The sequence below is a fragment of the Bacteroides sp. RCH18 genome (assembly GCF_058231005.1).
This window is the reverse complement of the sequence record NZ_JBIPTC010000002.1, coordinates 1,114,224-1,128,167: the sequence shown is the minus strand read 5'-3', so window position 1 is coordinate 1,128,167 and position 13,944 is coordinate 1,114,224. Positions and strand designations below refer to the sequence as shown.

Sequence of the window (13,944 nt, the reverse complement as noted above, 5' to 3'; positions counted from 1 at the left end):
TGTTCGGGCGATGCCGAAAACATCATTATAACATAGCGAATAGTGCGACTCTTTTTCTACCAAAAATATAGACGGGCAATGAAAATATCTACAATAATTACACTGGATTGATTAATTAATTAGTATTTTTGACACCGAAATGAAAAACCAATTAATAACCCCCAACTAAAAATTAAAAGAAAGATGAAGAAACTACTACTTAGCACACTCGTCGGTCTTGCATTGTTGACCTGCCAGACCAGTTTTGCTCAAAAGACAAAAGCAAAATTCTCTCCTATAAAAGTAGAAACTCCGGCTCGTCCGGCAAATCAGCAAGATGTAATCCAACTCGTTACTCCTAAACTTGAAACAGTCCGTGTAGGCTTTATCGGATTGGGAATGCGCGGTCCTGGTGCGGTTGAACGCTGGACACATATTCCTGGAACTCAGATTGTAGCTTTATGCGATCTTCTCCCCGAACGTGTTGAAGGTGCACAAAAGATACTGGAAAAAGCCGGTCTGCCGAAAGCAGCTTCCTACGCAGGAGATGAAAACGCATGGAAAAAGCTCTGCGAACGGGACGATATCGACGTGGTATACATAGCTACAGACTGGAAACACCATGCAGACATGGGTGTATACGCTATGGAACATGGCAAACATGTAGCCATCGAAGTACCTGCCGCTATGACACTGGATGAAATCTGGAAGCTAATCAACACTTCCGAGAAGACTCGCAAGCACTGTATGCAACTGGAAAACTGCGTATATGACTTCTTCGAACTGACTTCACTCAATATGGCACAACAAGGTGTATTCGGTGAAGTACTTCACGTAGAAGGTGCTTATATCCACAATCTGGAAGACTTCTGGCCGTATTACTGGAACAACTGGCGTATGGATTACAATCAAAAACATCGTGGTGATGTATATGCAACTCATGGTATGGGCCCGGCTTGCCAAGTACTCAATATTCACCGTGGCGACCGTATGAAAACTCTCGTTGCTATGGACACCAAAGCTGTGAACGGTCCGGCATACATTAAAAAGTCTACCGGAAAAGAAGTAAAAGACTTCCAGAACGGAGACCAGACCACAACCCTCATCCGTACGGAGAACGGTAAAACAATGCTGATACAGCACAATGTAATGACTCCCCGTCCTTACAGCCGTATGTACCAAGTAGTTGGAGCTGATGGCTATGCCAGCAAATATCCGATTGAGGAATACTGTCTGAGACCTACACAAGTAGACTCTAATGATGTGCCAAATCACGAAAAGCTGAACGCACACGGTTCTGTATCTGAAGATGTAAAAAAAGCATTGATGGCTAAATACAAAGATCCTATCCACAAAGAACTGGAAGAAACTGCCAAGAAAGTAGGTGGACACGGCGGTATGGATTATATCATGGACTATCGTCTAGTATACTGTCTGCGCAATGGTTTGCCACTGGACATGGACGTTTACGACCTCGCAGAATGGTGTTGTATGGCCGAACTGACCAGACTCTCCATCGAAAACGGTTCTGCTCCGGTAGAAGTTCCTGATTTCACCCGTGGCGGATGGAACAAAGTGCAAGGTTACAGACATGCTTTTGCCGAATAAGCCATTATACCTTATTAATATATAAACTTACGGATAGCCAGACTGGGAAAAAGTCAGGTTATCCGTAAGTTCATGTTCGGCACTTTACTGATTATTATAATCACCTATATGAAAGCAGATATTTTAAAACCCTCTAGACAGACTATCCTTCGGGAAGCCAAAGATTATGTGATGATCGCCGTAGGTATGATACTTTATGGCATCGGATGGACCGTTTTCCTACTCCCCAACGACATTACGACGGGCGGAGTGCCGGGTATTGCATCTATTGTATATTGGGCAACGGGATTCCCGGTACAGTATACATATTTCAGCATTAACTTTTTCTTATTGTTGCTTGCGCTTAAGTTATTGGGATTAAAGTTCTGTATTAAAACTATTTTTGGAGTATTCACCCTGACTTTCTTCCTGTCCGTTATCCAGCAACTGGCATCAGGCGTTTCCCTTCTTCGCGACCAGCCTTTCATGGCATGCGTCATCGGAGCATCGTTCTGTGGCGGCGGTATCGGAGTTGCGTTCTGCGCCAACGGAAGCACCGGCGGTACGGACGTCATTGCCGCTATCATCAACAAATACCGGGACATAACCTTGGGAAGAGTCATACTGATCTGCGATATGATCATCATTACCTCCAGTTATTTCGTTCTGAAGGACTGGGAGAAGGTGGTATACGGATTTGCAACGCTTTACATTTGCAGTTTCGTCCTCGATCAGGTAGTGAACAGCGCACGTCAGTCTGTCCAGTTCTTTATCATATCCAATAAATATGAGGAGATAGGACGACACATCAACGAATACCCTCACCGTGGAGTGACGATCATCAATGCAACCGGCTTCTACACAGGCAGAGAAGTGAAAATGATGTTTGTGCTTGCCAAAAAACGGGAGTCTACCATCATCTTCCGACTGATTAAAGATATCGACCCCAACGCATTTGTATCGCAAAGTGCCGTTATCGGAGTTTATGGGGAAGGCTTCGACCATATCAAAGTTAAATAAAAAAAGAAACAAGATTGAAAAACATGAAATACAGATCATATCACCTATTACTGGCAGGAATATTCTCTCTGTTAACAACAGGCGCTATGGCCGAAAAGATATCCGACAAGCCTTACTGGCAGGATGTGCAAGTTGTATCGGTCAATAAAGAATATCCGCGTACTTCCTTCATGACGTACGATAACCGGACTGATGCACTTACCGGGAAGTTTGAAAAAAGCAACTATTATCAGTTGCTGAACGGTACATGGAAGTTCTTCTTCGCAGACAGCTACAAAGACCTTCCCGCCAATATCACCGACCCTTCCGTAAGCACGGACTCCTGGAATGACATCAAAGTTCCGGGCAACTGGGAAGTACAAGGGTATGGAGTGGCTATCTACACCAACCACGGTTATGAGTTCAAGCCCCGTAACCCGCAGCCTCCCACCCTTCCGGAAGCCAATCCCGTGGGAGTCTACCGTCGGGACATCGATATTCCCGCTGATTGGAAAGAACGGGATATCTACCTCCACCTCGCCGGAGCGAAATCAGGTGTATATGTATACATCAACGGACAGGAAGTAGGATACAGCGAAGATTCCAAGAACCCTGCAGAATTCCTGATCAACAAATACGTGAAACCGGGTAAGAATGTACTTACACTGAAAATCTTCCGTTGGAGCACAGGTTCTTATTTGGAATGTCAGGACTTCTGGCGTATCAGCGGTATCGAACGGGATGTTTATCTGTATTCACAGCCCAAAGCTGCCCTGAAAGATTTCCGCATCACATCGACACTGGATGACAGTTACAAGAACGGAGTATTCGCCTTGAACGTCGACCTGCGCAATCATCGTCCGGCTGCAACCAATCTGACGCTGGCATATGAACTGCTCGATGCTCAGGGAAAAGTAGTTGCTACTGAAGAGAAGACAACTTATGTCCCTGTCAACGAAACACGTACCCTTTCTTTTGACAAGAATCTGACTGATGTACACACATGGACATCGGAACACCCGAACCTTTACAAGTTGGTGATGACTGTCAAAGAAGAGGGTAAAATCAATGAGATTATCCCTTTCAACGTAGGATTCCGCCGCATCGAGATCAAACCAATCGATCAGAAAGCCGCTAACGGAAAACCTTATGTATGCCTGTTTATCAACGGACAACCGCTGAAACTGAAAGGAGTCAATATCCACGAACATAATCCGGAAACCGGACATTACGTCACCGAAGAACTGATGCGTCGTGACTTCGAACTGATGAAACAGCATAATCTGAACAGCGTACGTCTCTGCCATTATCCGCAGGACCGCCGTTTCTATGAACTTTGCGACGAATACGGACTTTACGTGTACGATGAAGCCAATATCGAAAGCCACGGTATGTACTACGATCTCCGCAAAGGCGGATCATTAGGTAACAACCCCGAATGGCTGAAACCACACATGGATCGCACAATCAATATGTTCGAACGCAACAAGAACTACCCCAGCGTAACTTTCTGGTCGTTAGGAAATGAAGCCGGAAACGGATACAACTTCTACCAGACTTATCTTTGGTTGAAAGAAGCTGACAAGAACATCATGCAACGTCCCGTCAACTATGAACGTGCACAATGGGAATGGAACACCGATATGTACGTACCCCAGTATCCGGGTGCCGGCTGGCTGGAAGATATCGGCAAGAACGGCAGCGACCGTCCTATTGCCCCGTCAGAATATGCACACGCAATGGGCAACTCTACCGGAAATCTCTGGGGACAATGGCAGGCTATCTATAAATATCCGAACCTTCAGGGAGGATATATCTGGGACTGGGTAGATCAGGGTCTGCTCCAGAAAGACAAGAACGGAAGAGAATACTGGGCTTACGGAGGTGACTTCGGAGTAAATGCACCCAGCGACGGTAATTTCCTCTGCAACGGTCTTGTCAATCCCGACCGTGGTCCGCATCCGGCAATGGCAGAAGTGAAATACGTGCATCAGAATGTCGGCTTCGATGCGATTGACGCAGCCTCGGGCAAGTTCAACATCACGAACCGTTTCTACTTCACCAATCTGAAAAAGTATCAGATACATTACAGCGTACTGGCCAACGGAAAAACCGTCAAAAGCGGAAAGGTATCACTGGACATCGCTCCGCAGGCTTCAAAAGAATTTACCGTACCGGTAAGTGGTCTGAAAGCCCGTCCGGGAACAGAATATTTCATAAACTTCAGCGTGATAGCCGTAGAACCGGAACCGCTGATTCCCGCCGGATACGAGATTGCATATGACCAGTTCCGTCTGCCCGTCGAAGCCGAAAGGAATACGTACAAAGCCAACGGCCCCGCATTGCAAACTCAAACCCAAGGAGACGAACTGACTGTTTCTTCTTCAAAAGTAAACTTTGTATTCAACAAGAAGAGCGGTCTGGTTACCTCATACAAAGTGAATGGAACCGAATACTTCAAAGACGGATTCGGCATCCAGCCCAACTTCTGGCGGGCACCTAATGACAATGATTACGGAAACGGTGCTCCCAAACGCCTCCACGTATGGAAAAAGTCCAGCAAAGACTTCCATGTGACAGACACGAAGGTAAGCACAGAAGACAAAGCCGTCCTGTTGCAGGCAACTTATCTGTTGGCAGCCGGCAATCTGTATGTTGTCACCTATAAGATATACCCAAGCGGAATCGTTCATGTAAATGCCAAATTTACTTCTACCGATATGCAGGCTGCCGAGACGGAAGTCTCCGAAGCTACCCGCATGGCTACCTTCACTCCCGGAAGTGATGCAGCCCGCAAAGCCGCTTCCAAGCTGGAAGTCCCCCGCATCGGTGTACGTTTCCGTCTGCCGGCGCAGATGAACAATGTACAGTATTTCGGGCGTGGTCCGGAAGAAAACTACATCGACCGCAATCACGGAACCATGGTAGGCGTCTATCAGACAACCGCCGATAAGATGTACTTCAACTACGTACGTCCTCAGGAGAACGGACATCACACGGATACGCGCTGGCTCAACCTGTCTCCCGATAAAGGAAACGGCCTTGTCATCGTTGCCGACAGCCTGATCGGTTTCAACGCACTGCGCAATTCCGTCGAGGACTTCGACTCGGAAGAAGCGCTACCCCACCCTTACCAATGGAATAACTTCAGCCCGGAAGAAGCTGCCAACCACGACGAAAAGGCCGCCCGCAATGTATTGCGCCGGATGCATCACGTCAACGACATCACTCCGAGAGACTTCGTCGAAGTTTGTGTCGACATGAAGCAACAGGGAGTAGGCGGCTATGACAGTTGGGGAGCACGTCCGGAACCTTTCCACCAGATTCCTGCCAACCGCGAATACAACTGGGGGTTCACTCTGGTACCGGTTCGTTCCGGCAGTCAGGCTACCGAAGCCGCCAAATATGATTATCGATAACCTTAGTATAAATTTTAAAGAAAAGACCCATGAAAGATTTATCAAGTATTGTAGCCAAGTTCAACACCCAAGGTACTATCACAGAGATTAAGCCTTTGGGAGCAGGACTTATCAACGACACATACAAAGTTAACACACAAGAAGCAGACGCCCCCAACTACGTTCTGCAACGCATCAACCATGCTATCTTCCAGAATGTAGAAATGCTTCAATCCAATATTGCCGCAGTCACCGGACATATTCGCAAGAAACTGACCGAAGCCGGAGAAGCTGACATCGACCGCAAGGTTCTCTCTTTCCTCGCCACTGAAGAAGGAAAAACTTACTGGTTCGACGGAGAAAGCTACTGGCGTGTCATGGTATTCATTCCGCGTGCCAAAACATACGAGACCGTTAATCCGGAATATTCCAATTATGCAGGAGAGGCTTTCGGAAACTTCCAGGCTATGCTTGCCGACATTCCGGAAACACTGGGAGAAACCATCCCCGACTTCCATAACATGGAATTCCGTCTCAAACAGCTACGTGATGCAGTCGCTGCCAATGCTGCCGGACGAGTAGCCGAAGTACAGTATTATCTGGACGAGATAGAAAAGCGTGCGGACGAAATGTGCAAGGCAGAACGCCTGTTCCGCGAAGGAAAACTTCCGAAACGAGTATGCCATTGCGATACGAAAGTAAACAACATGATGTTCGATGAAGACGGAAAAGTGCTTTGCGTCATCGATCTCGATACGGTAATGCCGAGTTTCATCTTCTCCGACTACGGTGATTTCCTCCGTACAGGTGCCAACACCGGAGATGAAGATGACAAAGACCTGGATCGTGTGAACTTCAACATGGAGATATTCAAGGCATTCACCAAAGGATATCTGAAAGGTGCCAAATCGTTCCTCACTCCCATTGAAATAGAGAACCTGCCTTATGCTGCCGCTTTATTCCCCTATATGCAGTGCGTACGGTTCCTTGCCGATTATATCAACGGAGATACTTACTACAAAATCAAATATCCCGAACATAATCTGGTGCGCACCAAGGCACAGTTCAAACTACTTCAAAGCGTAGAAGAACATACACCGGAGATGGTGGCATTCATCAATGAGTGCTTGGCTAATGGATAATTAGTGGAAATGGGGCGGAGCTGTTTATTTGGTAAACGCTCCATTCTTCCACTGATAAACAATAGGACGGCGGAGAAACGGTTTAAGTTTTTCTGCCGTTTCTTTTGACATATAGTCGGGAGTGGACAGAGTGACAGCCAGTTCTGTGTTTTCCTTGTTCATATCCACTTTCATCAATAAGATGTCTGCCGAACGGGAGGCTTCATCAAATTCATATATGGAAGCGGAGTCAGGAGTTATCAGAAAATCACTCATGACCGGGAGGGTAATGAATGAATGGTCAGTCAGCGGTTTCCAGTCTGTGGTATAGAAGCGGATGCTGCTGTCACAAGCCGGAGCACATGCCGTAGCTACCGTACAAATCACATTCGTGGTATCATTCAAAGCCAATACTTTCATCTGCCAAGTGGTTTCCGGAGTCATCTGCATCCGGATATAGTCCTTACTCAGATCGGTCATTTCCGATTTCTGTCCGAAACGGTTTTCCACTTGTGCTTTCATTTTACTGCTCAGAAAGTCGATGCAGTCTTCACGGTTCACCTTCGTAAGCAAGGGACAAAGTGAATCCGGTACGTTGATAAAAAGAGTCTTTGCTTCCTGCGCCTGTGAAGAGACAAAAGTAAACAGACCGATGATGAAAAATGCGATGGTATGAGTGATTTTATTTGATTTCATATTGTACTTTTTATTTAGACCCCAAATATAAGAATATCATTCCGATTAACACGAGGATAAGGTCAATCGCTTTGCTTTTTAAATTCTTTTCACGGAAGAAGAGCGCTCCGAAAATGAAAGATACGATCACGCTTCCCCGACGAACCATCGAAACGATGGAGATCATGGAGTCATCATAGCTCAGAGCATAAAAGTAGACAAAGTCTGCCGCCGAAAGGAATACGGAAATCAGAATGATGGTCCAGTCCCAGCGGAAAGGAGTGGTCGTCTTCCGTTTGGGCCACCAGAGGAGGAAGATAATGGTTCCCATGATAAAGAACTGGTAGACATTATACCACGATTGCACCAGCATCGGATTCAACTGTTTCATCAGAAACTTGTCATACAATCCGCTGACAGCTCCCATGACTGCTGCCAGTATAATAAAGAGAATCCATTTGTTATGCTTGAAATCGATCCCTTCTTTCTTCCCCGAACGGCTCAACATAAAGAAGGAAGCCACTGCCAGCATCACTCCGATCCATTGGTAGAGATTCAGACGCTCGCCAAACACCAGCATCGCTCCTACAAGCACCATCACCGGACGGGTGGCATTGATAGGCCCCACAATAGTAATAGGCAAGTGTTTCATCCCGAAGTAACCGAATATCCACGATGACAGAACGATAAACGACTTGATGATAATATATTTATGCTGCTCCCATCCTGCAACGGGAACATTAAAGATGGTTCCCCCAAGGAGATCAGGTTCAAATGCCGATACCCAAATGAACGGCAGAAAAATTAGACTGGAGAAAAGCGTATTCAAAAACAATACAGGCAACACCGCATTATCTTTCAACGACTGTTTCTTGAATACATCATAAAATCCCAGCAAGGTAGCCGAGAGAAAAGCTAATAATAACCACATGTTGAAATAAGTAATAAGTATTAAGTAATAGGTAATAAGTAATAGGTGTCAAGTAACAAGTATCAGGTAATAGGTAATAAGCACTGGGTAATACTTATTACCTATTACTTATTTCCTCTTCCGGATATTCTACGTTGACAAGGAAGAGCGCATTTCCCGGAGCGGAAGTTCCTGCTTTGCAACGATCCTGTTGTTCTATCACTTTACGGAAACCTTCCACGGTCAGTTTGCCGCGTCCTACCTCAAGCAATGTTCCTACGATGGCACGCACCATATTACGGAGAAAGCGGTCGGCACGGATAGTAAATACCCAGGTGGTGTCTTCTCCTTCCATCTTCGTCCATTCGGCATGGGAGATGTGGCAGATGTTTGTTTTTACATCTGTATGCAGTTTGCTGAAACTTGTAAAATCGATGTATTCGAACAGGGTACGTGCAGCCTCGTTCATCCGTTCATAATCCAATGAACCATAGACACGGTAGCGGTACTGGCGGTTGAAAGGATATTTGGCGGTAGTCACATAGTACTTATACGTCCGGGCAGTCGCGTCAAAACGGGCGTGCGCATCCGGTTTCACCTGACGGACACGATAGACAGAAATATCGGGAGGCAACAGACGGTTCAGCTTGTCGGCAACGGTCACCGTATCGAGCACGTCTTCATGATCAAAATGTGCCACCATCAGCGAGGCATGCACCCCCGCGTCCGTCCGTCCGGCACCTATCACTTCCACATCACGACGCAGAAAAGTAGACAAAGCCTTCATCAAGCATTCCTGCACACTACTCCCGTTGGGTTGTATCTGCCAACCGTGATAGTTGGTTCCATCATAAGCCAAATAAATAAAATACCTTTGCACGCCGATTCCTCATTTTAGGGTTTTCGACTGCAAAAGTAGTCATTTTTTTATTCATACGTAGAAGGAGTCGTACCAAATGCATCCACAAAATGTTTGCGGAAAGTCGGAATGTCATTATACCCCACCATTTCGGCAACTTCCTGCACTGCATATTGTTTCGTTTTCAACAGCACTCCCGCACGGCGCATACGTACTCCTCTGATCAGTTCTATAATGGTATAGTCTGTACTTTGCTTCACTTTGCGGTAGAGGGTAGGCTGACTCATATTCATTTCCGCTGCCAGTTTCTTCACGCTGAAGTCCGCCTCGCAAATATTTTCTTCCACAATTTTGATAACGGCTGTGATAAACGGATCTTCCGTCTTCACTTCCTCACCCGCCTGTTCCGGTTCGCTCACGACAATTGTATCCGTTCCCGGCAATTTAAACAACTTCGTGTACATCTGCTTCAACGTCTGACGACCATTAATCAGACTACTGACTTTTGCCTTCAGAATGCCCGGGGTAAACGGCTTCAGCACATAATCATCCGCACCCAGCTGCAGTCCGTGAATAATATCGTCGTCTTCTACCTTTGCCGTCAGCATGATAAAAGGAATACTGCACGTTTCCGGATTCTCCTTCACCTCCCGGCAACATTCGAAACCGTCTTTCACCGGCATCATGACATCACAGATGATCAAGTCCGGCATCTCTTTCATTGCCGTATCGACTCCCTCCTGCCCGTTGGTTGCCATCAACAAGTTATATTCATTGCCGAAGAGCACTTTCAGATACAGGCGGATATCCTTATGATCTTCTACAATCAATATCGTCTTTTTAGCTCCGCCCGCTACAGGAGATGCTACTTCTTCGGCAGGCAATGTCTCCGCAAAAAACGGCAGTTGCTGATCCTGTTGCACGGCAGCATCCTCTACTGCCAAATCCTGTTTCTGTGTTTCTGCCGATTCGGGTTCCGGCTCTGCTACTTCCGTCAGTTCTTCCGGATCGGTAAACTGAATATTCGGATTGTTTTCAAAGACATCTCTGTCTGCAGGAAGATTGACCGTGACCTTCGTCCCCTTTCCTTCGGTACTTTCAAGAGTAATCGTTCCGTAATGGGCTTCGACCATCTGCTGCATGATGGTGAATCCCATTTGCGCAACCGACATATCATGTTCCGATCCTTTATTCTCGCTCATCAACTGCTCAGCGGTTCTTACCTTTTCTTTTCCGTCATCTTCTACTATCAGGCAGACATAGTGCATATTGTCATTTACGACCTCACAAACAGATAAAGAAACCGTTCCCGCATAATGCGTATGAGTGAAAGCGTTCGTCAGCAGATTATGAATGACGAACTCTATTTTCTTTTTGTCCACATAGAATTCCATCTCCTTCTTGATTCTCTTCTCGCAATGGAAATCAATGGCATACACCTTCAACAAGTCCCGGACACCAAAAAGAGAGCTGTCGATCATTTTATCCACCGAATACGGAGCAACTTCCAGTTTTGATTCCATATTGCCTTGTCCGTATACTGCCAGCAACTGGTCGCAGGCATCCACCATACGGAGTGAGTTCCGGTACGCCACCTGCAGAGAAAGCTGAGAAGTTTGAGCGTCATCCTTCTGCAATTCCTTCAGCGGAGCGATGATGAGTGACAACGGCGTACGCAATTCCTGCACAAAGAGCATCAGCAACCGGTTCCTCATCGCTTCTATCTCTTTCTTTTGTTCCTGTTTCAGCTTTTCGAGATTCAGATTCTCCTTCAGTATCATCTCACGGTCCCGATGAATCTGTTTGCGATGATCCTTCTTTCTGAAATAAGAATAGAAGAAATAAGATAATCCGCCAAGTAACAGAACATACATGATATATGCCCATATAGTCTGATACCATTTGCCCTTCACCACCAGAGGGATCTCTATTACATCTCCTTCTTTACCATCCGGAAAGACCAGTTTTGCCTGCAAGATATATTTTCCGGCAGCCAATCCGTTGAACCACAGTCCTTCTGCAAGCGGTATCATCTTCCACTCTTTATCCACAGGAAGCAGACGGTAGGCAATCTTGCGCTGCGCCAGTCCGTAACGCAAATCGGAAAAGAACAAATGAAAGTCGTTGTTATCGGAAGCAAACACCAGCTTCTCCTGCTTTTCCGGAGAAACAGACAGAATCATCTGGCCGTTCCGCTTCTCTCCTGCCAGCACCGTTTCGCCGCCTACTTCCACATCGGTCAGCATCAAGCACTTTTTGCTGCTATCCCCTTTGGTAGCGGAAGGATCAAAGAAAATCAGTCCCCATGAATTCGCCCATAACAAGCGTCCGTCATTCAAACGACAGACCGCACTGCAGTTTCCCACCGACAGATAACTATAGAAAGCCTCCTGTCCATTCCTGATGGTCATCACACCGACATTGTTTCCTGCCCATGTGTTTCCGATATGGTCGTCGACCATGCAACCGACATGTCCGTCCGTCAATCCACTCTGCAGTGTATAGACAGATTCTATCTTATCCTTCTCTCTTCCGTCGATGCGAATAACGACGTTCAGATAGGCTGCATAAATCTGATTATAGTTATTCACATACAGGGTTCGCACTCCGGCTTCTTCCAGCCCGTTCTCCTTTTCATAGTTTCCTTCCACCCGTATCTGGTCACCGTTCGTTTCAAGTCTTTTCAGCCCTTTATCCGTACCTACCCATACATTTCCTTCCTTATCTTCAGTGATGGCAAATACATTCTTGATTTCACTGGGCAGCTTTATATTTTTGCATCCGTGAGTTTTAGGATCTACCTGTACCAATCCATTCGAAGTACCTACCCACAAACGATTCCACGAATCCAGACAGAAACAATGGATAACAGCCTGCATCCTCCCGCCTTCGTTGTTTTTCAACTGGAAAGATTCCACATCTTCCGTAAGCGGATTGACAGAGATGATCTCTCCAAAATTGTTGCCCAGCCAGATGTTTCCATCTTTACCTTTATATATATGATAACGTCCGGAAAGACCGGATACTTTTGTCCACGGCTCAAAATGTGTATCCATCGAAAATGACGGAGTATCACTTCTCATGATTCCCCCGTCGGTCACCGTCAGCCAGATATACCCTTTTGCATCTTCGACCATGCCATCCACTCTGGATTTGAAATTCTGCCGCACCCGGCTGTACATACTGTCGCTGATATCAAACTTTACCACTCCGCCGCCAAAGGTGCCTACCCAGAGAATCTGCTGCTTATCATCCCATAGCAGACTGGTCATCTTATTTTCGATTCTCGAATGGAATGCTCTTTCCCCCTGTGTCAGCAGTGTCAATGTAAACGGGCTCTCACACAAATTCTGATTCTCAAAACGCAATTTGTATAATCCGTCCCATGTCGTCAGATAAAACGTCTGCTTATCTTTCATCACCATATCCGTAACATACGAGTTGGAGAAATCCGACTGGTCGCCCCCTTCGAGAGAGACTACACGTTCCTTATGCGATTTAAGGTCATAGCATACGATGTCATTCCATAATCTGCATATCCATAAATTCCCCTGTCGCAAAAAGAGTCTGTTCACCACATCATATTCTCTGATCACAGAACTCCTTTTCGTTACGAGATCATAATGCATCACCCTTTCGCGGTCAACGGCAAAATACAGATTTGTTTTTCCATCCGTGCAAAGATTGGTAATCTTTCCTTTTATCAAAGGCTCGGGATTTAATATACAATAGACGAAATCATCTTTTCCTTCTTTCTTGCGGATAGGGCGTGATTCAAACAATCCCTGTGAAGTAGCCAGATAGAGATTTCCGTCATTCCAGCAGAAATCCTGAATCTCTTTAAGTTTCAGCGGCCTGTCGAAACGTACGGGCAAAAACTGTTCAATCTCTTTGTCAAAACAGGTAATTCCCCCCTGATAGAGTAATGCATAAAATAAACCGTCGGAACCTTCCTTCAACATTTTTACAGCCTGATGCAGAGGGGTGGAAAGTGAGTCAATACTCATAATGAGAGGATAATCGCGAAATCTGAAGCCATCATAACGGGAGATTCCCTTGTCGGTAGAGAACCACATAAATCCTTCGCTTCCGTAACAAACATGATAAATAGTATTATTTCCGACTCCGTTTTTAATTATTTGCGGTTCCAGGTCCCAGTGGGTATCTATAGAGTATGACGGAAGAAAAACCGTCAATAGCAACAACAGAAAGAAGAACTTCCTCATATCTTAATTGTATTTTGTTCATGTGTATTGGCTGATAAAGATAGATAATTAAATCATTAGCAAATCGGATAACAAATATTTTTTAGCAATAATTCACAATAAAGTAAAAGCCCGCTGATTCGTAAAAGAATCGGCGGACCTCCCATTGTTTGTTTCTTCATTGCCTGAATGACCAAAGCTATATTGTTTG

Annotated in this window: 8 protein-coding genes; 4 read left to right on the top strand and 4 right to left on the bottom strand. The window is 45.8% G+C overall.

The genetic code is table 11. The features are described from left to right. Positions 1-183: 183 nt before the first annotated feature. From ACHLI0_RS19570 to ACHLI0_RS19555, 4 genes are all read left to right on the top strand, one after another. Positions 184-1,587, top strand: a complete 1,404-nt coding sequence (locus ACHLI0_RS19570; RefSeq protein WP_490749885.1) for a Gfo/Idh/MocA family protein — start codon at positions 184-186, stop codon at positions 1,585-1,587. Positions 1,588-1,695: 108 nt separating this feature from the next. Continuing rightward, positions 1,696-2,586, top strand: a complete 891-nt coding sequence (locus ACHLI0_RS19565; protein WP_011109173.1) for a YitT family protein — start codon at positions 1,696-1,698, stop codon at positions 2,584-2,586. A gap of 23 nt (positions 2,587-2,609) precedes the next feature. Then, on the top strand, positions 2,610-5,984 hold the full coding sequence (locus tag ACHLI0_RS19560) for a glycoside hydrolase family 2 TIM barrel-domain containing protein (RefSeq protein ID WP_490749884.1): 3,375 nt from the start codon (positions 2,610-2,612) through the stop codon (positions 5,982-5,984). A 29-nt stretch (positions 5,985-6,013) separates the two neighbouring features. Next, a complete protein-coding gene (locus ACHLI0_RS19555) occupies positions 6,014-7,105 on the top strand; it encodes a phosphotransferase enzyme family protein (protein ID WP_225720824.1) in 1,092 nt (363 codons plus the stop codon). Positions 7,106-7,129: 24 nt separating this feature from the next. Here the strand turns inward: ACHLI0_RS19555 and ACHLI0_RS19550 are convergent, their stop codons facing one another. The 4 genes from ACHLI0_RS19550 to ACHLI0_RS19535 form a co-directional block, all read right to left on the bottom strand. Next, positions 7,130-7,780: a DUF3256 family protein gene (locus ACHLI0_RS19550; RefSeq protein WP_195380951.1), complete on the bottom strand. Its 651-nt coding sequence runs from the start codon at positions 7,778-7,780 to the stop codon at positions 7,130-7,132. A 10-nt stretch (positions 7,781-7,790) separates the two neighbouring features. Next, complete coding sequence (locus tag ACHLI0_RS19545) at positions 7,791-8,690, bottom strand: DMT family transporter (protein ID WP_055216838.1); 900 nt, start codon at positions 8,688-8,690, stop codon at positions 7,791-7,793. A 97-nt stretch (positions 8,691-8,787) separates the two neighbouring features. Then, positions 8,788-9,549, bottom strand: coding sequence for a tRNA pseudouridine(38-40) synthase TruA (gene truA / locus ACHLI0_RS19540; protein WP_055216836.1), 762 nt, complete (start codon positions 9,547-9,549; stop codon positions 8,788-8,790). A 47-nt stretch (positions 9,550-9,596) separates the two neighbouring features. Continuing rightward, positions 9,597-13,754, bottom strand: coding sequence for a response regulator (locus ACHLI0_RS19535; RefSeq protein WP_490749883.1), 4,158 nt, complete (start codon positions 13,752-13,754; stop codon positions 9,597-9,599). Positions 13,755-13,944 lie beyond the last annotated feature (190 nt).

Coding starts and splice junctions, on each gene's coding strand:
- ACHLI0_RS19565 (WP_011109173.1), top strand. CDS start 1,696: ATGAAAGCAGATATTTTAAAACCCTCTAGACAGACTATCCTTCGGGAA.
- ACHLI0_RS19555 (WP_225720824.1), top strand. CDS start 6,014: ATGAAAGATTTATCAAGTATTGTAGCCAAGTTCAACACCCAAGGTACT.
- ACHLI0_RS19550 (WP_195380951.1), bottom strand. CDS start 7,780: ATGAAATCAAATAAAATCACTCATACCATCGCATTTTTCATCATCGGT.
- ACHLI0_RS19560 (WP_490749884.1), top strand. CDS start 2,610: ATGAAATACAGATCATATCACCTATTACTGGCAGGAATATTCTCTCTG.
- ACHLI0_RS19545 (WP_055216838.1), bottom strand. CDS start 8,690: ATGTGGTTATTATTAGCTTTTCTCTCGGCTACCTTGCTGGGATTTTAT.
- ACHLI0_RS19535 (WP_490749883.1), bottom strand. CDS start 13,754: ATGAGGAAGTTCTTCTTTCTGTTGTTGCTATTGACGGTTTTTCTTCCG.
- ACHLI0_RS19570 (WP_490749885.1), top strand. CDS start 184: ATGAAGAAACTACTACTTAGCACACTCGTCGGTCTTGCATTGTTGACC.